Annotated in this window: 19 protein-coding genes and 1 pseudogene; 8 read left to right on the top strand and 12 right to left on the bottom strand. The window is 70.1% G+C overall.

Annotated features, from left to right (window positions below; all coding sequences use genetic code 11):
* Positions 1-21 precede the first annotated feature (21 nt).
* Positions 22-3,099, top strand: a complete 3,078-nt coding sequence (locus DJ69_RS06305; RefSeq protein WP_099254829.1) for an FAD-binding and (Fe-S)-binding domain-containing protein — start codon at positions 22-24, stop codon at positions 3,097-3,099.
* Positions 3,100-3,129: 30 nt separating this feature from the next.
* Here the strand turns inward: DJ69_RS06305 and DJ69_RS06300 are convergent, their stop codons facing one another.
* Positions 3,130-4,131, bottom strand: a complete 1,002-nt coding sequence (locus tag DJ69_RS06300; protein WP_099254828.1) for a DUF5787 family protein — start codon at positions 4,129-4,131, stop codon at positions 3,130-3,132.
* Positions 4,132-4,186: 55 nt separating this feature from the next.
* Entirely contained in the window at positions 4,187-4,633 is a 447-nt protein-coding gene (locus tag DJ69_RS06295; RefSeq protein WP_099254827.1) for a bis(5'-nucleosyl)-tetraphosphatase, read from the bottom strand.
* 204 nt (positions 4,634-4,837) lie between these two features.
* On the opposite strand from DJ69_RS06295, the gene DJ69_RS06290 reads away from it, so the two are divergent.
* Together DJ69_RS06290 and DJ69_RS06285 are read left to right on the top strand one after the other, a co-directional pair.
* The gene (locus DJ69_RS06290; RefSeq protein ID WP_099254826.1) at positions 4,838-5,170 is read left to right on the top strand and encodes an uS10/mL48 family ribosomal protein; all 333 of its coding nucleotides are present in this window, start codon (positions 4,838-4,840) and stop codon (positions 5,168-5,170) included.
* A gap of 139 nt (positions 5,171-5,309) precedes the next feature.
* A complete protein-coding gene (locus DJ69_RS06285) occupies positions 5,310-6,590 on the top strand; it encodes an amidohydrolase (protein ID WP_099254825.1) in 1,281 nt (426 codons plus the stop codon).
* An 85-nt stretch (positions 6,591-6,675) separates the two neighbouring features.
* On the opposite strand, the gene DJ69_RS06280 is transcribed toward DJ69_RS06285, so the two are convergent.
* The 6 genes from DJ69_RS06280 to DJ69_RS06255 all read right to left on the bottom strand — a co-directional run bounded on the left by DJ69_RS06280 (position 6,676) and on the right by DJ69_RS06255 (position 14,984).
* Complete coding sequence (locus DJ69_RS06280; RefSeq protein ID WP_099254824.1) at positions 6,676-8,046, bottom strand: geranylgeranyl reductase family protein; 1,371 nt, start codon at positions 8,044-8,046, stop codon at positions 6,676-6,678.
* 174 nt (positions 8,047-8,220) lie between these two features.
* Positions 8,221-9,288, bottom strand: coding sequence for an ABC transporter permease (locus DJ69_RS06275; protein ID WP_099254823.1), 1,068 nt, complete (start codon positions 9,286-9,288; stop codon positions 8,221-8,223).
* On the bottom strand, positions 9,281-10,528 hold the full coding sequence (locus tag DJ69_RS06270; RefSeq protein WP_099254822.1) for an ABC transporter permease: 1,248 nt from the start codon (positions 10,526-10,528) through the stop codon (positions 9,281-9,283). Before DJ69_RS06270 ends, DJ69_RS06275 begins: the two co-directional genes overlap by 8 nt.
* Positions 10,525-12,132, bottom strand: a complete 1,608-nt coding sequence (locus DJ69_RS06265; RefSeq protein WP_099254821.1) for an ABC transporter ATP-binding protein — start codon at positions 12,130-12,132, stop codon at positions 10,525-10,527. Before DJ69_RS06265 ends, DJ69_RS06270 begins: the two co-directional genes overlap by 4 nt.
* A gap of 108 nt (positions 12,133-12,240) precedes the next feature.
* Positions 12,241-13,323 (bottom strand): BMP family lipoprotein, encoded by a 1,083-nt coding sequence (locus tag DJ69_RS06260; protein ID WP_099254820.1) that lies wholly within the window; start codon positions 13,321-13,323, stop codon positions 12,241-12,243.
* Positions 13,324-13,520: 197 nt separating this feature from the next.
* Positions 13,521-14,984: a phosphohexomutase domain-containing protein gene (locus DJ69_RS06255; protein WP_099254819.1), complete on the bottom strand. Its 1,464-nt coding sequence runs from the start codon at positions 14,982-14,984 to the stop codon at positions 13,521-13,523.
* A 125-nt stretch (positions 14,985-15,109) separates the two neighbouring features.
* On the opposite strand from DJ69_RS06255, the gene DJ69_RS06250 reads away from it, so the two are divergent.
* Positions 15,110-15,388 carry an acylphosphatase gene (locus tag DJ69_RS06250; protein WP_099254818.1) on the top strand — a complete coding sequence of 93 codons (279 nt, stop codon included), beginning with the start codon at positions 15,110-15,112 and terminating at the stop codon, positions 15,386-15,388.
* 11 nt (positions 15,389-15,399) lie between these two features.
* Here the strand turns inward: DJ69_RS06250 and DJ69_RS06245 are convergent, their stop codons facing one another.
* Positions 15,400-15,861: a hypothetical protein gene (locus DJ69_RS06245; RefSeq protein ID WP_099254817.1), complete on the bottom strand. Its 462-nt coding sequence runs from the start codon at positions 15,859-15,861 to the stop codon at positions 15,400-15,402.
* Between the two features lie 49 nt (positions 15,862-15,910).
* Positions 15,911-16,300: a winged helix-turn-helix transcriptional regulator gene (locus DJ69_RS06240; RefSeq protein ID WP_099254816.1), complete on the bottom strand. Its 390-nt coding sequence runs from the start codon at positions 16,298-16,300 to the stop codon at positions 15,911-15,913.
* Between the two features lie 69 nt (positions 16,301-16,369).
* Here DJ69_RS06240 and DJ69_RS06235 point away from each other — a divergent pair, with 69 nt between their 5' ends.
* Complete coding sequence (locus DJ69_RS06235; protein WP_099254815.1) at positions 16,370-16,819, top strand: DoxX family membrane protein; 450 nt, start codon at positions 16,370-16,372, stop codon at positions 16,817-16,819.
* A gap of 80 nt (positions 16,820-16,899) precedes the next feature.
* Positions 16,900-17,382 (top strand): VOC family protein, encoded by a 483-nt coding sequence (locus DJ69_RS06230; protein ID WP_099254814.1) that lies wholly within the window; start codon positions 16,900-16,902, stop codon positions 17,380-17,382.
* A gap of 10 nt (positions 17,383-17,392) precedes the next feature.
* Here DJ69_RS06230 and DJ69_RS06225 read toward each other — a convergent pair whose 3' ends face one another.
* Both DJ69_RS06225 and DJ69_RS06220 read right to left on the bottom strand, forming a co-directional pair.
* On the bottom strand, positions 17,393-17,863 hold the full coding sequence (locus DJ69_RS06225) for an SRPBCC family protein (protein ID WP_180271735.1): 471 nt from the start codon (positions 17,861-17,863) through the stop codon (positions 17,393-17,395).
* Between the two features lie 358 nt (positions 17,864-18,221).
* Positions 18,222-19,181 (bottom strand): hypothetical protein, encoded by a 960-nt coding sequence (locus tag DJ69_RS06220; protein WP_099254813.1) that lies wholly within the window; start codon positions 19,179-19,181, stop codon positions 18,222-18,224.
* Positions 19,182-19,369: 188 nt separating this feature from the next.
* On the opposite strand from DJ69_RS06220, the gene DJ69_RS06215 reads away from it, so the two are divergent.
* Entirely contained in the window at positions 19,370-20,416 is a 1,047-nt protein-coding gene (locus DJ69_RS06215; RefSeq protein ID WP_099254812.1) for an ABC transporter ATP-binding protein, read from the top strand.
* Positions 20,413-20,745, top strand: a pseudogene (locus DJ69_RS06210) (PrsW family intramembrane metalloprotease); the annotation flags it as partial. The gene DJ69_RS06215 and the pseudogene DJ69_RS06210, both read left to right, overlap by 4 nt.

The raw sequence follows: 20,745 nt of genomic DNA, 5'->3' as shown, positions 1-20,745 counted from the left end.
GTTCGACCGTGAGGGTTCCTCATGGCGACCAACACGCCGGGCCCGGATCCGCGGGACGGGGGAGACTTCGACTACACGGGAGGGGCGGTAGAGCGCCCGGACCTCGTCGAGGCGCTGGACGACCGCGTCGACGGCGACGTGCGGTTCGACGACTACTCGAAGCGGCTGTACGCGACCGACGCCTCGGCGTACGAGGTCACGCCGATCGGGGTCGTGATGCCGGAGTCGACGGCGGACGTGGCGGCGGTCCAGGAGTACTGCTACCGAGAGGGGATTCCCGTGTTACCCCGCGGCGGCGGCACGTCGCTCGCCGGACAGACCGTCAACGAGGCGGTGGTCCTCGACCTCACCGACTCGATGGACGAGGTGTTGTCGACCGACGCGGAAGCGGGGACCGCCCGGGCGCAGGCGGGGGCGTACGTCGGCGACCTCAACGCCGCGGTCGAGCCGCACGGGCTGAAGTTCGCGCCCGACCCGGCGTGGCGCGACAAGTCCGCGATCGGCGGGGCGATCGGCAACAACTCCACCGGGTCGCACTCGCTGAAGTACGGGAAGACCGACCACTACGTCGAGGAGGTCGAGGTCGTGCTCGCGGACGGGACGGTGACGACGTTCGGTGACGTCGCCGTCGAGGAGCTGCGCGAGTCGGCGGACGCCGACGCCGACGCGCTCCTGCCGCGAATCCACGCCGAGGTCGTCCGGATACTCGACGAGGAGGAGGCCGCGATCGACGAGCGCTTCCCCGAGATGAAGCGGAACGTCTCCGGCTACAACCTCGACCGCCTGCTCGCCGAGTACCGCGGCGAGTACGGCGAGGCGGGCGTCGTCAACCTCGGGCGGCTCATGGCCGGCAGCGAGGGGACCCTCGCGACGGTGACGGAGGCGACCGTCTCGCTCGTCGAGATTCCGGAGACGAAGGCGGTGGCGCTGCTCACCTACGACGACCTCCTCGACGCGATGGAGGACGTGTCGCCGATCCTCGACCACGACCCCGCCGCCGTCGAGGTGATGGACGACGTGCTGTTGGGCCTCGCCGCCGACACGCCGGAGTTCGAGGAGGTCGTGGGGATGTTGCCCGAGGGGACCGAGTCCGTCCTCCTCGTCGAGTTCTACGCCGAGAGCGACGCCGAGGGGAAACAGAAGGTCGCTGACCTGATCGCGGACCGGGTGGGCGACGACGGCGCGGCCGACGCGATCGTCCCCGAGACCGAGGTCGATCCGGGGGAGGGCGCCGCCGAGATAACGAGCCAGCCGCGCCGCGCGGTCGACGCGATGGAGGCGCACGACCCCGAGCAACGCGACCGGTTCTGGAAGATGCGCAAGTCCGGGCTCCCGATCCTCCTGTCGCGGACCACGGACGAGAAACACATCTCGTTCATCGAGGACTGCGCGATCCCGCCGGAGCACCTCCCCGAGTACACCCGGGAGTTTCAGGAGATCCTCGACGACAACGACACGTTCGCGACCTTCTACGCCCACGCGGGACCGGGCGTCCTCCACATCCGACCGCTGATCAACACGAAGGACGTCGACGACGTGGACGCGATGGTCGACATCGCCGACCGCGTCACCGACGCCGTGGTCCGGCTCGGCGGGTCGGTGTCGGGCGAGCACGGCGACGGCCGCGCTCGGACCCAGTGGAACCGGAAGCTGTACGGCGACGACCTGTGGGATGCGTTCCGCGAGCTGAAGACCGCGTTCGACCCCGACTGGCTGCTCAATCCGGGCAACGTCTGCGGCGAGTTCGACATGCGCGAGAACCTCCGGTTCGACGCGGAGTACGAGCACGACGCCGGCTTCGACCCCGCGATGGAGTGGGCGATCGACAACGGAATGCAGGGGATGGTCGAGCTCTGCCACGGCTGCGGCGGCTGTCGCGGCCCGCAAGAGACGACGGGCGGCGTGATGTGTCCGACCTACCGCGCCTCCGAGGAGGAGATCCAGGCGACGCGCGGCCGGGCGAACATGCTCCGTGGCGCCATGAACGGCGAGCTCCCCGACGACCCGACCGACGACGAGTTCGTCACCGAGGTGATGGACCTCTGTGTCGGCTGTAAGGGCTGTACGAAGGACTGCCCCAGCGGCGTCGACATGGCGAAGCTCAAAGCCGAGGTCGAACACGCCCACCACGAGGAACACGGGATCGACCTGCGGACGCGACTGCTCGGGAACTTCGAGAAGCTGGCGCCGCTCGGCTCGAAGCTCGCGCCCCTCTCGAACCTCCCCGGAAAGCTCCCCGGCGGCGGCCTCGTCATGGAGAAGGTCCTCGGTATCGCGAAGGAGCGGGACCTCCCCACGTTCCGCTCGGAGAGCCTGACCGACTGGTTCGAGGCCCGCGGCGGCGCCGGCGTCCCCCGCGCCGAGGCCGACCGCGACGTGCTGTTGTTCCCCGACGTGTACACCACCTACACGAACCCCGGCGCGGGGAAGGCCGCGGTGCGCGTGTTGGAGGCCGCGAACTGCCACGTCCGGATACCCGACGTCGACGGCAGCGGGCGGCCGCCGCACTCGAAGGGGATGCTCGACAAGTCGCGGGCGGCGGCGGAAGACGCCGTGGAGGCGCTCGCGCCCGACGTACGTGACGGGTGGGAGATCGTCGTCGTGGAGCCGACTGACGCCGTGATGCTCCAGAGCGACTACCACGACCTGCTCGACGGCGACGCCAGCGACGTGCCCGACGACGACGTGGCGGCCGTCTCCGGGAACACGTACGGGATCATGGAGTACGTCGACGCCCACCGGCTCGACGAGGGGATCGACCTCGACGCGCCGACCGAGTCGCTCACCTACCACGGCCACTGCCACCAGAAGGCGACGAAGAAGGACCACCACGCGGTGGGGGTGCTCCGGCGCGCCGGCTACGGCGTCGATCCCCTCGACTCCTCGTGTTGCGGGATGGCGGGCTCGTTCGGCTACGAGGCCGAGCACTACTCGATGAGCAAGTCCATCGGGCGCATCCTCTTCGATCAGGTCGACGAGAGTGACGGCGACGAGGTGGTCGCGCCGGGCGCCTCCTGCCGGAGCCAACTGAAGGAGCGCGACGGCGACGCGCCGGAGCCGCCGCACCCGGTCGAAAAGCTGGCGGGCGCGCTGGCGTAGGGGAGGGGCGATCCGGACGGGGTCGCCGACTCACTCGCTCTCGTCGTCGGCGATCCGATCGCGCGCTCGATCCCGACGCCGGTCGAGGACCAGTTCGAGCCCCTTCCCCGGACCGCCCTCGATCGGCCACCCCTTCGTCCGCCACTGGGGCGGCTCGGGCGAGAACTCCGGGCAGGAGCCCGAACACTCGCGCGCCGTCGGTGACTTCGCCTTCGCCGCGCAGTGCGGCACGAGCGCTCGCCCCTCGCCGCGGAGCTCGAAGTGGCGGCAGTCCGGTCGCATCGTGTCGTGGAACGAGCGCCACCCCTTCCCGTAGGCTCGCTCGGCGATCTCCAGCCGGAGGGTCTCGGTGTCGGAGGCGCGGCGTTCGTGTTCCGCGGGCGCCAGATCGCTCGGGTGCCACGCCACCTCGGCCGCGTCGGCGTCGACGCCGTCGGCGAAGTCGGTCGCGAGGATGCCGGCCTCGACCGGCATCTCGCGGAGCAGCGCCGGCTCGACGCGGTCGCCGGTCGTCTCGGTGGCGAGCCACGCCTCGTCGGCGAGGCCGGTCTCCACGTCGTGGACGAGCTGGTCGGCGAGGCGGTCGGCCGCGGAGCGATCCAGGTCCGGCTTGTTCTCGATCGCGACGATTCGCTGGACCCACTCCGGGTACGGTCGCTTTCGGCGAAGCTGGATCCGGTTGTTCCGGCGGCGCTTCTCGATCAGGTCCCGCCCCGCGGCCCGGTGGACCGCCTGTCGGACGTAGCGCCACGGGTAGCCCGGGTGCGGGAGGGCGTCGCGGTACCACGCCCACTCGGCGGGGGCGTTGCGCACGACGTGGAGGAGGTCGGAGTCGATCGTGCGCTCGCCGAAGGCGCGCCGCGCCGCGAACGCCGCCGGGTCGACCTCGATCACGACCGTGTCCCAGCGGCGCTCCGCGGTGCCGAGTTGGCGGGAAACGATCGCGGGGCGGGGGCCCTCGTTCGGGTGCCACGCCAGCTCGGCGTACCGACAGACCAGGAGCTCGTAGCCGAACTCGGCGTCCGGAGTCACGGTCGCGGGAGTCGACGCCGGATTGAAAAACGAAGCGCCACGGGAACCCCGACGGTTAGACGTACTCGCCCGTCTCCTCGTCTTTCCGCTCGTCGAGGTAGTCGTGGGCGTCTTCGAGGATCTCTCGGGGCCCGGTCTGGGTGATCGTGTTGAGCGCCTGATCGTAGTCGCGCCACTGCAGGTCGCGGTGTTCGTTCGAGATCTCGGCGCTCGCCTCGAACGAGCGCGCGATGAACAGGTGAACCGTCTTGTGGATGGTGTCGCCGTTCGCCTCGAACACGTAGTCGTACTCCTTGCGGAAGCCGTCGATCAGCCGGAAATCCTCGATCCCGGCCTCCTCGCCGACTTCCCGTATCGCCGTCTGCTGGAGCTCCTCGTCCCCCTCGACCCCGCCCTTGGGGAACTCCCAGTCCCCCGGACGGCTCTTCAGGAGTAAGTACTCCCGTTCGCCGCGGGTGTCGCGGAAGAGGATGGCTCCAGCACTGGTCGCTTCGACCGTCATTATCGTCAGGTAAGCAATCACCCCTAAAGAGGGTGTCGGAGTCGTGAACGCATCGGCTGCTGCGGCCTTCTTCGGCCGATTTGTCCGGTGTTGGTTGCCCTTCACCGCGGTTTTTTACGTCGGTGTCGGCGGCGGATGGAGCGCTCCGTTCGCGGTAGATGCGTTTTTACTCCTCGGGCGACCATACCCGGACGACCCCCAGCCATGACCTTCGTCACGAAACTCTCCTTCACCTCCGGCGACCACGACGTGCTCGCCGAAACCGTCCAGGACCTCAAGTCGACGCTCGAACGCAAGGGCGCCGAGTGTAAGGGCCCGCACGCCACGCCCGCCGAGACCGTGCGCGTGCCGCTGTATAAGCAGCTCCGCGCCGGCGACGAGTTCCCGCCGTGGAGCTACGACGTGTACAAGCGCTCGATGGAGATCCACGGCTCCGACGACATCGCCCGCGAGGTCGTCGCCCGCGACTTCCCCGACTCGATCCACGTCGAGGTCGAGGTCGACCAGAAGAAGCCGCTCGGTCACCGGCGGGACTGATTTTGTAAGCGACCGCGAGGCGAGGCGCGGCTCAGTCGTCGTCGCCGGTCGCACGCGCCGCGATCTCCGGCTGGATCACCTTCGCCGCGAACACCACCGCCACGCGATCGTTTAAGCCCGGCCGCGGCCTCCCGCCGATATGAGCGCTCTCGACGACGACGCGTACCGCGCGTTCCGCCGCGACCTGCACCGCCACCCCGAGCCCGCGTGGCGCGAGTTCTACACCACCGCCCGGATCGCCGAGGAGCTCCGCGAGCGCGACCTCACGGAGCTGTACGTCGGCCCGGACGCGCTGGCGACCGAGGACCGCATGAACGTCCCCGACGACGAGGAGCTCGCGGAGTGGGAACGGCGGGCCCGCGACGCGGGCGCGGATCCGGAGATCGTCGACCGGCTCTCTGGCGGCTACACCGGCTGCGTCGCGGTCGCCGAGCGGGGTCCGGGTCCCGTGGTCGGGCTCCGCGTCGACATCGACGCACTCCCCGTTCGCGAGTCCGCGGACGACGACCACGTCCCCGCCGCCGAGGGGTTCCGCTCGGAGCGGGAGGGGTACATGCACGCGTGTGGTCACGACGCGCACGCGACGATGGGGCTCGGAACCCTCGACGCGGTGCTCGACTCGGACTTCTCTGGCACCCTCAAGGTGTTCTTCCAGCCGGGCGAAGAGCAGGTCGCGGGCGCCAAGCCGATGGCGGAGTCGGGCCACCTCGACGACGTGGACTACCTCTACGCGGTCCACGTCGGCCTCGATCACCCCTCTGGCGAGGTCGTCTGCGGCGTCGACGGGTTCCTCGCGGTCAGGCACTTCCTCGCGGAGTTCACCGGCGAGCCGTCGCACGCTGGCGCGCGCCCCGAACAGGGGCGGAACGCGGTGCAGGCGATGGCGGCGGCGGTCCAGAACCTCTACGCGATCCCCCGCCACGCCGACGGGCCGACCCGGGTGAACGCGGGGCTGGTCGGCGGGGGCACGGCGACGAACGTCATCCCGGAGGAGTCGTACATCGAGGGCGAGCTCCGCGGCGCGACGACGGAGCTGGCCGACTACATGTCCGAGCACGCCGACCGGGTCCTGGAGTCGGCGGCGGGGATGCACGACTGCGAGGTCGAGGTCGCGACGAAGGGGGAGGCCCCGAGCGCGACGAGCGACGACGCGCTCGCCGGGATCGTCGGCGAGGTCGCCGGCGGCGTCGACGGGGTCACGCGGATCGTCGATCGCGACGACCTGGGCGGCTCCGAGGACGCGACCTACCTGATGCAGTCGGTCCAGCAGCGCGGCGGGCTCGCCTGTTACGTCGGCGTCGGCACCGACCACCCCGGCGGCCACCACACGAGCGCGTTCGACGTGGTGGAATCCGACATCGCGGTCGGGATCGACGTGCTTTCCGGGGCGATTCGGCGAGTCGCGGAGACGCGTCCCTGAGCGGGGAGGGGAAGGCGAACCGCTCGGCAAAAGCTCGGCGAACAGTGCGTCGTTGGCAACGAAGCGGCGGCGAGGAACGCCCGGCTCAGTACTTCGCGTCCGCGCCGGTCGTCTCGTAGATCCGGTCCATGATCGCGTCGCGCTCGCGGGTCCAGTTCGCCATCGCGGCGGGGCTGGTGGGGTACGAGCCGTAGTGGTCGAGCAGCTCGTCCGCGAGCGTCTTCGTCTGGTAGAAGTTCCGGATCGTCCCCCAGTAGCCGAAGCTCTTGACCGCCGCCTTCAGCTTCAGGCCGAAGGACATCGAGGTCGACCCCTCGTACAGCGCCTCGGCGAGCTTCTCGCCCGGGAGCGCCGCCAGCAGCCCCATCAGGTCGTCCACGTCGACCGCGGTCGAGAGCACGTTGTACACGTCGAGGCCGGCGTACCGGCCGCCGAAGTGGTCCATCACGCGGGTGTTGTACCGCCAGAGGTTCTCCTCGCTCACGTCGCCGTCGGAGACCGCCTTCACCGCCTGCTCGCCGGCGTACTTGCCCGCGTACGCCGCCCCGGCGATGCCGCCGCCGGTGGTCGGGTTGACGTGGCCCGCGGCGTCGCCGACCGCCATGTACCCCGGTGCGACCGCCGAGTCGTAGGGGCGACGGGTCGGGAGCGCGGCGCCGAGCTTGTCCGTGACCTCGGCCCCCTCGAACTCGGGGCGGTTGCGGAGGTCGCGTTTCAGCGCCTCGACGAGCTGCATCGGCTCCTCGTTCATCTGGAAGCCGAGCCCGGCGTTGATCTCGGTGCTCGTCCGCGGGAAGTACCAGAGGTAGCCCGCGGCGCGGTCGGTCGCCTTGAACACGAGGGCGTCGTCCCACTCGACCGGCTCCGGGACCTCGACGATTTCGCGGTACGCCGAGCAGAACTGCGAGTACCGGACGTTGGTGTCGAACGTCGTCTCCTCGAAGTCCGCCTTGTCCTGCAGCAGCGACAGCGACCCGGCACCGTCGATGACGAGGTCCGCCTCGTAGGTGACCGCGTCGCCGTTGCGCTTGGCCCGCAGCCCCGTGACCCGACCGCCGTCGGTCTGGATCACGTCGTTGATCACGGTGTCGTAGTGGAACTCGACCCCGGCGTCCGCGGCGGCGTCGATGATCCGTCGGCCGTACTCCCAGCGGTCGATGACTGCGAGTTCGCCGGGGACGGGTATCTCGAGGACGGTGTCCTCCTGCGGGATCTCGAAGCGGCCGTGGTCGACGCCGGTGTTCGTGAACGCCGGCTCCAGCCGGTCTTTCGGGATCGCTTCCGGGAAGGCGTCGGCGCCCTTCAGCGCGTCGCCGCAGGCGATGTGGCCGGCCTCCTCCGCGTCCTTCCGCTCGACGATGACGACGTCGAGCCCCTCGTTCGCGATCGTCGCGGCCGCGTAACAGCCGGCGGTCCCGGCGCCCGCCACGACGACGTCGTACTCGTCGATGCTCATACCTCGTGCGTGGTCGCCCCTGTGGCAAAACTCTTTGTTCCCGATTCGGTCGCCTCGGGGACGACAGGGAAGCGATCTGGGAAACGAAGCGCGTCAGGTCGGACGCGCCGTCCGACCGCGCGACCGAGTCGTCAGAGCGACCCGACTACCTGAGCGGTCGAGCCGCCGGAGCCGTCACTCCTCGGTGTCGTAGTGCTCCCCGGCCGCCTCCGGGAGCCGCGTCCGGCCGACCAGCGCGAGCACGAGGATCACGACCACGAACGGGGTGATCCGGATGAGCTGACGCGGGATCCCGATCCCCTGGAGCTGGAGCACCGTCTGCAGCGCGTCCAGCCCAGCGAACAGCATCGTCGAGAGGAACGCCCCGACCGGGTTGTAGTTCCCGAACAGGTACGCCACGATGGCGATGAACCCCTTCCCGTTGACCATCGTCGGGCCGTTCCCGGTGAACTGGCCGAGGTCGAGCGACAGCGCCGCCCCGCCCATCCCGGCGAGCACGCCCGAGATCAGCACCGCCGCGTACCGGACGTGCGTGACGCTCACGCCGGCGGTGTCGAGCGCCTTCGGGTTCTCGCCGCTGGCGCGGATCCACCGGCCGAACGCCGTCCGCTCGAAGACGTACCACGAGCCGAACACCGCGGCGAACAGCATGTACACCGACGGCGACGCCGAGAAGAGCGCGCCGAAGAACGGGAGGTCGGCGAGCACCGGCACCGTGATCGACCCCGTCGTCGCGACGGTCGGGGTGTTCGGGCTGGAGTAGATCACCTGCGAGGCGAACGGCGCGAGCCCGAGCGCGATGAGCCAGACCGCGAGCCCGGCGATGATCTGGTCGGCGCGGAACCCGATCGTGACGACGGCGAACAGCGCCGCGAGCAGCGTGCTCGCGACCACGCCGCCGGCGAAGCCGATCCAGACGCCGCCGGTGATGTCGGCGACGTAGATGGCGCTGAACGCCGAGATGATCAGGAGTCCCTCCAGTCCGATGTTGATCACGCCCGACTTCTCCGCGAAGATCCCGCCGAGGGCGGCGAAGGCGATCGGCACGGAGAGCCGCAGCGCCGACGCGAGCGTGTTCCGGCTGGTGAGCGCGTCCGAGAGCGTCCCGGCGAGCGAGTCGGGGAACAGCAGACCCGCCAGCAGCAGCGCGACGACCGAGGCGATCGTCACGCCAGCGACCAGCGCGCGGGTCGAATATCGCTTTAAGAGGCTCTCGCCCTCGCTTCGGTCGGCGTCACTCATCGGTCTCACCCCCGCTCTCCGTCACGGTCCCGCCGTCGGTCGCGACCGCCTCCGGCTTCGATCCCGCGCCCGGCAGCCCGCGGCCCAGCAGCCGGAAGAACTCCGGCATCGCCACGAACAGGATGATGAGCCCGCGGAGGACGCCGACGAGCTGGGGCGGCACGTCGGTCGCGAACTGGACCACCGTCGTCCCGCTCTTGAGCACGCCGAACAGCAGCGCGGCGACGCCGACGCCGAGCGGGTTGTTGCCGGCGAGGATCGAGACGGTGATCCCGTCGAAGCCGTAGGAGGGGATCCCCGTCTGGAACGTCCCGAGCACCATCATCACGTACATCGCGCCGGCGATGCCGCCAAGCGCACCCGAGAGCGTCAGGCTCGCGACGACGGTGCGCTTGGCGTCGACGCCGCCGTACTCGGCCGCCTCGGGCTGGACGCCGCTCGTGCGGATGTCGTACCCGAACGCCGTGTGCTCGAGGACGTAGTACAGCCCGCCGATGGCGAGGAGTCCGAAGGCGAGCGCGACGAGGGAGAAGTCCTGCCGGCCGCCGAACAGCAGGGCCGGGAACTGCGCGAACTCGGGGAGCGGAACGGTCTGGTTCGCGGCGCTCTCGGGGTCCTTGAACACGCCGCTGACCAGGTACAGCGCGACGCCGGTGGCGATGAAGTTGAGCATGATCGTCGTGATCACCTCGTTGGCGTCGGCGTACGCCTTCAACAGCCCCGGCACCGCGCCGTAGAGGCCGCCGAACACCCCGCCGACGAGGAGCCCGAACGGGATCAGCACGACGGTGCCGACGACGCCCGACACCAGCGACGACGCCCAGAGGACGCCGAGCGCGGTCGCCAACGCCCCGACGACCATCTGCCCCTGCGTCCCGATGTTGAAGATCCCGGTGCGGAACGCCAGCGCGACCGAGAGGCCGGTGAAGATCAGCAGCGTCGTCTCTCGGAGCGTGACCGCGAACTGGCCGTTGGGCGACCAGCTCCCGCTGAGCGGGTCGCCGAGCGCCCCGAGGAACAGCCGGTCGAAGACGACGACGGGGTCGTAACAGAACCCGGTGCCGAAGTAGTACACCGCCTCGCCGGCGGTACACGTCGTCATGCGTCCGGCCACCAGCACCAGCACCGCCCCGATGAGGACGGAGAGGACGAGCGCCGCCGTGCTGATCAGGATCCGCTCGGTCGCGGACGCGTCGACGAGCCGAGAGAGCGCCTTCCGCGCGCGGTCGGCCGCGCTCACGCTCGCTCACCGTCCGCGGAGTCCGTGAGGTCCGCCGGCTCGTCTCGCTCCGTCGCCTCGCTTTCGGTCGCCTCCGGTCTGCCCCCGTCTCCCGGGCGCTCGCCGGCCATCAGCAGACCGAGCTCTTCCTCCGTCGTCTCGTCCGGGTCGACCACGTCGATGAACTCGCCCTCGTAGACGACGGCCAACCGGTCCGAGAGCCCCTGTACCTCCTCTAACTTCGAGGAGACGAGGAGGATCGCCACGCCCTGCTGGCGGAGCTCCAACAGCCGCTCGTGGATGAACTCGATCGAGCCGACGTCGACGCCCCGCGTCGGATGGGAGGCGACGACCAGCTCGGGGTCGCGCTCGAACTCCCGGCCCACGATGAACTTCTGCTGGTTGCCGCCGGACAGGGAGTGCGCCTCGGCGTCGGCGTCCGGCGGGCGCACGTCGTACTCGTCGATGATGGCGTCCGCGTGCCCGCGGGTCTTCGACCAGTCGATCCGCCCGTTTGCGGCGAGCTCCGGGTCGTGTTGGCTCCCCAACAGCCCGTTCTCGACGAGGTCGAACTCCATCACCAACCCGCGCTCCTGGCGGTCCTCGGGAACGTACGCCATCCCGGCGTCGATCCGGTCCCGCCGCGAGGCGGACGTGACGTCCTCACCGCGGAACCGGATCTCGCCGGTGTCGGGGGTCCGGAGGCCGGTCACCGCCTCGACGAGTTCGGACTGGCCGTTGCCGTCCACGCCGGCGATCCCGAACACCTCACCGCCCCGAATCTCGAAGGAGACGCCGTTGACAGCCGGGACTCCCCGGTCGTCCTCGACGACGATGTCCGAGACCGACGCGACGACGTCGCCCGTTTCCGCGGTCCCGTGGTCGACATCCAAGAGGACCTCGCGGCCGACCATCAGCTCCGCGAGCTCCTCTTGGGTGGTGCCGTCCGCGTCGACGCTCCCGACCTTCCGCCCGTCTCGGAGGACCGAGATCTCGTCGGCCGCGCGCATCGCCTCGCCGAGCTTGTGGGTGATGAAGATGATCGTCTTTCCCTGGGCGGTCAGCTCCTCGAGCACGTCGAACAGCTCGTCGACCTCTTGGGGCGTCAACACGGCCGTCGGCTCGTCGAGGATCAGCGTGTCGGCGCCGCGGTACAGCGCCTTGAGGATCTCGACGCGCTGTTGCTCGCCGACGGAGATGTCTTCGACCCGCGCGTCCGGATCGACGTCGAAGCCGTATCGGTCGGCGAGGTCGACGATGGCCTCGCGCGCCGCCGATCGGTCGACCGCGAGTCCGCCCCACTTCCGCGGCTCGTTGCCCAGCGTGATGTTCTCGGTGACGGTCATCGGGTCCACGAGCATGAAGTGCTGGTGGATCATCCCGACCCCGGCGTCGATAGCGTCTCGCGGCGAGCGGAACGTCTGCGGCTCCCCGTCTAGCCGAACCGTCCCCGACGTCGGTTCGTAGAGGCCGTAGAGAACGTTCATCAACGTCGTTTTGCCGGCCCCGTTCTCGCCTAAGAGGGCGTGAACGGTGCCGGGTTCGACTTCGAGATCGACGTTATCGTTCGCCACGACCCCCGGAAACCGCTTCGTGATCCCGTCGAGATGGACGGCTGAGGCCATTGGTCTACTACTCCCTGGTTTCAGGGCGGCTGAATATGTTTGGATATGTTTCGGCCCGATCAGACGGTCAAACAGGCGACAATTCGACCGGAGCGTGCGAGCGCTCCGCTAGACTTCGGAGGGGACGGAGACATCGCCGGCGATGATGCTCTCGCGTGCGGCCGCGACCTCGTCGGCGACGTCGTCGGGGATCTCGGAGCCGAGCTGGTCGCCGTAGACGAGCGCGACGCCCTCGTTGCCGAGGCCGAGCGCGACGTTCGAGCCGCCGGGGAACTCGCCGTCGACCGTCGCTTCGATCGCGTTGTAGACGGCGGTGTCGACCCGCTTGACCATGCTCCCGAGGATGACATCGGCGTAGTCGGGGCGCGTGATCGACTGGTCGCGGTCGACGCCGATCGCGAACCCGTCCTGCTCCTGTGCGGCCTGGAAGACGCCGGTGCCGCTGTTCCCCGCGGCGTGGTAGACGATGTCGGCGCCGCTGTTGTACATCGCGGTCGCCGCCTCGCGGCCCGCGGCGGGGTCGTTGAAGCTACCGGTGTAGTTGACGCTGACGTCGACGTTGTCGCTGCCGGCGGAGACGCCAGCCTCGAAGCCGGCCTGGAACTTCTGGATCAGGTCGGACTCGACGCCGCCGACGAAGCCGACGTTCGTGGAGTCGCCCGCGGTCGAACCCCCGCCCGCGGTGAAGTCGCGGGTGGTGAGCAGGCTCGCCATCAGGCCCGCGAGGTACGACCCCTCGTGCTCGCGGAACGTGTAGCTCGCGACGTTGTCTCCCTCGACGACCGAGTCGACGATCATGAAGTCCTGGTCGGGGTACGACTCGGCGGTCTCCGAGAGCGAGTCCGCCTGGAGGAAGCCGACACAGCACACCAGGTCGTAGTTCGGGTCGGTCGACTCCGCGAACTGCTGCTGGAACGTGCTGAACTGCGACACCTCGTCGGGCTGAGACTCGCGGTACGCGATGCCGAGGTCCTCTTCCGCCTGGATCGCGCCTTCTTGGGCCTGATCGTTGAACGACCCGTCACCGAGGCCGCCGGTCGCGTAGACCATCCCGATGTTCGTCGAGCCGTCGGAGCCGTCAGACCCGTCGGAGCCGTCGCTCCCCGGTCCGCCGCTACAGCCGGCGAGGCCCACGAGGCCCGCCGCGCTCGCCGCCTTGAGGAACCGCCGCCGTTCGAAGTCGGATGCCATGTCACCTACAACGGGGTCGGTACACGGCATAAATTCGTCGCTCTCGCCGCCCCTGCGTTGCACGTTCGCGCGATCCGGCGGAAACATCCTCGCCGATACGCCCCGATCGATCGGGGATCGTTCCATATTCGTGGTGTGTCAAGAACGATCGGGAGACATTTCCGGGGGACGCGAGCGCCGCCGGCCCGCGGGGGGGACTACTCGTCGCCGCCGACAGCGGCCACCGCGTCCTCGACGACCGCCTCGGCGTCCGCGATCAGCGCGTCGACCTCGTCGCTCTCGGCGTACACACGCACGTACGGCTCCGTCCCGGAGGGGCGCACCAGCGTCCACGAGGCGTCCGGGAACTCGAGGCGGACGCCGTGGTCGGTGTCGACCGTCGCGTCCGGGAAGGCGTCGGGGAGGGCCGTCGCCAGTCGCTCCATCACGCCGGGCTTGGCCTCGTCCGGGCAGTCGACGCTGACCTTGCGGTACGGGCGCTCCGCGATCGGCTCGCGGAGCGCGTCGAGCCCCGATTCGGCCACGAGCCGGGCGATCACGGCCGCCGAGGCGACGCCGTCGATCCACCCGCCGAAGCCGACGTGGATGTGTTTCCACGGCTCGGCGGCGAAGACGACGCGCGTGTCGCCGCCGGTCTCGGCGGCGTCCGCCCGCACCGCCGCGATCCCCTCGTGGAGCGCGCCGAGGCGAACGCGGTCGACTCGACCGCCGGCCTCGCGGACGCGCTCGTCGATCCGACCCGAGGCGTTCGGCGTCGTCACGACCACCGGGTCGGCGGCGTCGCTCTCCCGAGTGTACCGCTCCGCGAGCAGCGCGAGAACGGTGTCCTCGTGGACCACGTCGCCGTCGGCGTCGACGATCACGATGCGGTCGGAGTCGCCGTCGTGGCCGATCCCGAAGGCGAACCCCTCGGCGTCGCCGGCGCGCTCGCCGTCCGCGGTCGGGCGACCGGGAGCGGCCACGCCCTCGTTGGCGTCGGCGATGAACGCCCGGAGGTCGCGGAGGGTCTCGGGCGTCGGCTTGCTCCCGCGACCGGGGAAGTAGCCGTCGACGTTCCCGTTGAGCGTGACGACTTCGGCGCCAAGCTCTCGCAGCACGGTCGGCGTCGCGGGCGCGGACATCCCGTTCCCGCAGTCGACCGCGATCCGGAGTCCGTCGAGGTCGTCGCCGAAGCGCTCCGCGTACGCGCGGACCGCGTCGAGGTAGCCGCCGAGGGTGTCGACGCGCTCCGCCTCGGTCCACTCGTCCCACGGCGCCGGGGAGCCCTCGCCCGCGACGCGGTCCTCGACGGCGCGCTCGGCGTCCCGGTCGAACTCGCTGCCGTCCCGGAACAGTTTGATCCCGTTGTCGGTCGGCGGGTTGTGCGACGCCGTGAGCATCACGCCGTACCGCCCCCGCGAGGCGTGCGCGAGCGCCGGCGTCGGCAGCCGGCCGGCTCGGAGCACCCGGACGCCTCCCGACGCGAGCCCCGACTCCATCGCGGCCGCGATCGCCGGCCCGGTCACGCGCCCGTCGCGGGCGAGCACGACTTCGGAGGGTGCGTCTCCGTCAGCGGCCGCCCGTACTTCCGCCGCGACCGCGCGACCGACGGCCAGCGCGAGCTCGGGCGTCACTCGGGTCTCGGCGCTGCCGCGGATCCCCGCGGTTCCGAACAGGTCCATACCCGTGGTGTCGACCGCGTTCCGTTAGAAGTCGTCGGTTGCGAGTCGCCAGGTTCCAGCCGCCGGACGAGACGGGGTCCCCGTCCCCGCGACGCTTAACAGGACGGCGGACGCAGCCATCACCGATGACCGACCGAACGCGAGCACACGTGTACGTCTCGGGGCGCGTACAGGGGGTCTACTACCGCGCGACGACGCGCGACACCGCCCACGAGAAGGGGGTCGACGGGTGGGTGCGCAACCTCGACGACGGGCGCGTCGAGGCCGTCTTCGAGGGACCAGCGGCGGCCGTCGACGAGATGGTGGCGTGGTGCGAGACGGGGAGCAAGGCCGCCGACGTCGACGCGGTCGACGCCGAGTACGAGGCGCCGGAGGGGCTCGACGGGTTCGAGGTCCGGTGGTAGGGCGGGGGGAGTCAGGGCGCGACCGGGTCGCCCGGCGGGTCTCGCACGTCGAGCTCCTCCAGCGCGCGCAGCACCACGATCGCCTCGACCACGTCGCGCGCCTCCGTGTAGGGGTCGTCGACGGCGTCGAGCGTCGACTCCGCCTCGCGTTCGAGCCGCGCCTCCAGTTCGGTCTGGTCCGTCTCCTCCTTCGTCGCCGACAGCAGCGCCTCGTGGTCCTCGCGGAGGTCGAGCGAGACGTGCGCCGCGTTGCACCGCGAAAGCGGGTGGGTGTCCATCTCGATCGCCAGGTCGCTCACGAGGTCCCAGTCGTCGGCGCAGAAGCGGAGCGTCACCGTCCCCACAACGTCCCGCCACGAGATCGGCCCGCCGTTCTTCAGCAGCCGGATCGCCCGGGGCGGCACCGCGATCCGGGTGTGGGTGTCGTCGCGGCCGCACAGGCAACACGGGGTGTTCTTCAGTCCGGCGTACACGCCGGTCTGTACGGGTCGGAGGGGGGAGTACGTTTCGCCGGGGAGCGCGTCACCCGCTGCACTCGGCGAGCCACTCGTGGGCCCACTCGTCGATCTCCTCGAACACCGGCGCCAGCGACTCGCCCTTCGGCGTGAGGCTGTAGTACGTCGCCACCGGCGAATCCTCCTCCAACCGGCGGTCGACGAAGCCGGTCTCCTGGAGGTCGTCGAGCACGCGCGAGAGCGTCCGGGCGTTGGCGTCGGTCTCGCGCTTGAGCTCGTTGAACCGCAACTCGCCGTTCAACAGCTCGTGGAGCACGACGAGCCGCCAGCGCGAGCCGATCTGTTCGAGCGAGTCGATGACGGGACACGGCGTGTCCGGGGCGGAAGACGCGTCCGTGTCGGGCTCTGCGTCGGTCGTCTCCGCCGGTTCGGAGCCGGCGAGTTCCTGCGATGACATCGAGGTTACCTGCTTACACTCTTGTCCGGGAAGCGATAAATAGGTTACGTCCGTATACGTAGTTACACGATGTTAGCTGCATTCACGACGATACCGCTCCAGTTCGACGCCCCGCTCGCGGGTGAACTGTTCCTGCTCGGTCGGATCCTGTTCGGCGCCACGCTCGCGTTCATGGGGTTGAACCACTTCATGGACGTCGACACCATGGCCGGCTACGCCGAGTTCAAGGGGCTCCCGGCGCCGCGCTTCTCGGTGGTCGCCTCCGGGGTCGTCTTGGTGCTCGGCGGGGCCGCGGTCGCGGCGGGCGCGTTCCCCGTCCTCGCGGCCGGCGCGCTCGCGGCGTTCCTGCTGGTCTCCGCCGTGACGATGCACGACTTCTGGTCGATCGACGACCCGGAGGAGAAGCAGAGCGAGATGACGGGGTTCCTCAAGAACGTCTACGGCGCGGGCGCGGCGCTCGCGCTGCTGGCGGTCGGCGGCAGCGCGTGGCCGTACGCGGTGGGCCTCGGGCTGTTCTGATCCGGCGGCGCTGACGGAGTCCGACTCGCTCTCGGTCACCCGTACCACTAACTTTCTTCACGAGAACCGATCACACGGACATGACCGACGCTCCGCCGACGACCGGACTGCACCACGTGACGAACATCTGCACCGACATGGACGAGACCGTCGCGTTCTACGAGGACGCGCTCGGCTGGCACACGGTCAAGCGGACGCAGAACTACGACGATCCGGGGACTCCCCACTACTACTTCTCGCCGACGCCGAAGGGCGAGCCGGGGACGAACGTCACCTACTTCGAGTATCCGAACTCGCAGGGGGCGCCCGGTCCGGGAGCGAGCCACCACTTCGCGTTCGGCGTCGAGGACGAGGAGACGCTCCGCGAGTGGCAGGCGCACCTCCGCGAGCAGGACGTGCGCGTCTCCGAGGTGAAAGACCGGACCTACTTCAAGAGCATCTACTTCAGCGACCCCGACGGGCTCGTCTTCGAACTGGCGACGGCGGGGCCGGGGTTCACCCGCGACGAGGCGGAGCCCGGCAGCAGCGTGATCGACCCGTTCGAGGAGGGGTACGAGAGCTGAGCGGTCCCGGTCACGACTCGACCAGCGCCGCGAACCGGTCGAGCGCGCGCCGGCAGACGGGGACGTACCAGGCCGCGACCGCCGGCACCTCGACGACGACGCGGCTGCGGTCCGCGTCACCGGCGTAGCTGTCGACGCGATGCCCGGTCGCCGGGATCCCGGCGACGCGCCAGTCCCAGCGTCGGCCGTTGCACGCGGTCACCCGGAACGGGAGCCACGCGCCCCCGACGCGAACGCGTCCGGTCGTCCCGCGAGTCACGTACCGGTCGTCGCTCTCCACGGCGTCGATCGCCGGTCCCCAGTCAGGCCACCGGCGCGTGTCGCGGAGGGTCTCGGCGGCGACCGCCGGTGAGACCGCGATGTCGCGGCCCACCGCGAGTGTCGTTCCCTCCCGGACCACCGTCGACGCGGACCCCTCGTCGGACTCCCGGAGATCGAAACGTCCGTTCGATTCGCTGCCGAGACGAGACCGATAATTCACGATCCGTTCAACGGTCCCGTCGTGCTTAAACCGACACATATTAATTCCTTAAATGGTACTAGGTATCATTATCTCTTTCCACGAAGGGTTAATACGGAGATCCTGGCTACCCCATGCCAAGATGGCAAACGATCGCGACACCATGAAAGACGTCTCGCACACGGCCCCGAACGACACATCGGCGAAAGGCGTCTGGGAACGAGGACGCGCCCCCGTCGAGGAAGAGGAAGAAGAGGAGTAGCTCGCCCGACCGCTGTTTTCTTGCGACTTTTGCGCAACATACCGATCGGGGAGCCGTATCCGCGGGTGAGTCGGCTCGACCGCGCTCGTGAGCCGCCGGTAGGCCGTCGTCTCCGTCTTACCGGGATGGACCCTCTCCCTCCGTCTCCGGGGGCTCGGAGTCGCTGCCCCCTTCCGCCTCGGCTTCCGTCTCGATCGTCGCGATTCCGGGCGCTTCTTCCTCCGTGGGGGCCCGCCCGAGCATGGCCCGGAGCGACGACCACGCCTGCCGCCTGTCCCCGCCCTTCGAGATCGGGATCCCGGCGAACGACGCCGACGGGTGCGTGGTTTCGGGACCGAGGTGGTCCATGTGCGCGGCGACCCACGTGAAGGCGGCCGAAACGGCCGTGAGAGCGACGAAGGAGACCCACGACCCGACCGCTGGGAGGCCCGCCGCCCCCACGACGACGCCGGCGATCACGTAGACGAAGGCGACGAATATCAGCAACACCGTCACCGTCGCTAACAGGTCGTTGACTGCGGTGACGCGCGCGTTGTAGTCGATCCACTCGGCGTAGCTCCGGAGGAGTCGCTCCTCGAACTCGGGAGCGCCGTCGCCCGCGTCCCGCGGCCCCTCTCCCTCCCCGCGTTCGGCGGTGATCACCGCGTCGACGGCCTTGAGGTCCAGCCCGCCGCGGAGGTCCGACGCGGTGTAGGTGACCGCGGCCAGCCCGGTCGACGCGAGGAGGAGGAGCCCCCCGACCACGGTGAAGGGGTTCAAGAAGACGGCCAGGTCCACGGTCGTCTGGACGACGATCGAGCCGCCGGTGACGACGATCCCGATGAGCAGGAGGTTCGCCTTCAGGATCTCGATGGCTTTGTTGTCGATCTCGCGGAGCCGCTCGACCTGATAGTCGAACGTGGTGCGCAGCTCCTCTCGGGTCGTCGCCGCGACCGCGGGGTCGATCGCGGCGTCGCCGTTCCGGCGTCCGGACGCCGCGTCCTCGGCCCGCTCGCCCGGATGATCGGACGCGGCGCCGCCGCCGGCCCCGTCGGGCGCGTCGTCGCGTCCATCCGTGACCCCCCGTCGGTCACTCATACGGGACGTGTTGTCGAAGCGACGCTGTAAGGCTACCGGCGGGGGAATCAGCCGTCCCGCGACCGCCGTTGACCCACCGGCCCGACGGGTCACCTCCTCCCTTCCCCTAGGTCGACACCGCCCGCCGCGTTCTCGCGGGTGATAGCCGCGGGCGTGAGTTTAACCCGCCCGACGGCGGACACGAGCGCATGATCGAAGTGGAGGGGTTGCGGAAGACGTACGGGGAGTTCGCCGCCGTCGTCGACAGCACCTTCTCCGTGGCGGAGGGCGAGGTGTTCGGCATCGTCGGCCCGAACGGCGCCGGGAAGACGACGACGCTAAAGGTGCTCGCCGGGCTCGTCGACCCCACCGACGGCGAGGTGGAGGTCGCCGGCTTCGCCTCCGACGACCCGGAGATGCGCCGCCGGTTGGGGTTCCTCCCCGAGGAGTCGCCGCTGTACGAGGAGATGACGCCACTGTCGTACCTGCGCTTCTTCGCCGACCTGTACGACGTGCCGCACGAGGCCGCGAACGAGCGGATCGAGGCCGCGCTCGACCGGCTGGAACTGGACCACCGCGAGCGCCGGCTCGGCGACATGTCGAAGGGGATGAAACGCAAGGTCGCCATCGCCCGGTCGCTCGTCAACGACCCCGACGTGCTCGTGTACGACGAGCCGGCCTCGGGGCTCGACCCGGTGACGACGAACTCCGTGCTGGAGTTCACCCGCGAGCTGCGCGAGACCGGAAAGACCGTCGTGTTCTCGGCGCACAACCTCTACCACGTCGAGTCCGTCTGCGATCGGGTCGCGGTGATGAACGAGGGACGGATCGTCGCCCGCGGGAGCGTCGGCGGGATCCGCGAGCGACACGGGGAGACGACGTACCGCGTGTTCACCGACGTGTCGCCCGCGCGGACCGACGCGCTGGTCGGGGTCTTCGGCGACGGCGACGACCTCGACGCCGCGACCGAGGAGGTCGGCGACCGGTTCCGCACGACCGTGCCGACGATGGACGCCGTCGAGGCGGTCCGCGAGGCCGCGGCGGCCGCGGGCGGCGAGGTCGTCGACATCCGCACCCGAGAGCCGAGTTTGGAGGACGTGTTCCTCGATATCGTCGGCCGGCCGATGCCGGGGCGGTACACCGGTGGCGGCGGGGCCGCCGGGAGTTCGGACGGCGAAGCGGGTGATGAGACCGCGCCGACGGGGAGCGAGCGCGACGGGGCGCGACCGACGGAGCCGCCGGAGGGCGCCGAGTGATCGACCGACTTCGGCGGATCCTCCGGGTCGCTCGCTGGGAGACGGCGCGGGCGAGCGGCGGCGTCGACCGCCGAACCCTGCTCGCGGCGCTCGCGCTCCTGCTCGTCGCCGGCGTCGTTCTCGGCGGGGGGCTCGCGGCCGGCGTCGTCGGACTCGACGTCGACCGCGACGTGTACCGCGTGGGGGTCGACCGCGACTCGCCCTACGCGGAGGCGGTCGAGGACGCCCCGGCGCTGACACGCGTCCCCGCAGAGGGGGCGGCCCTCGGCGACACGGCCGACCTCGTCGTGTTCGGCGGCGAACGGCGACGGTCTCGACCGACCCGCCTC

It is taken from the genome of Halorubrum persicum (genome assembly GCF_002727125.1).
Lineage (GTDB): Archaea > Halobacteriota > Halobacteria > Halobacteriales > Haloferacaceae > Halorubrum > Halorubrum persicum.
This window is presented reverse-complemented; position numbering and strand designations above follow the sequence as displayed.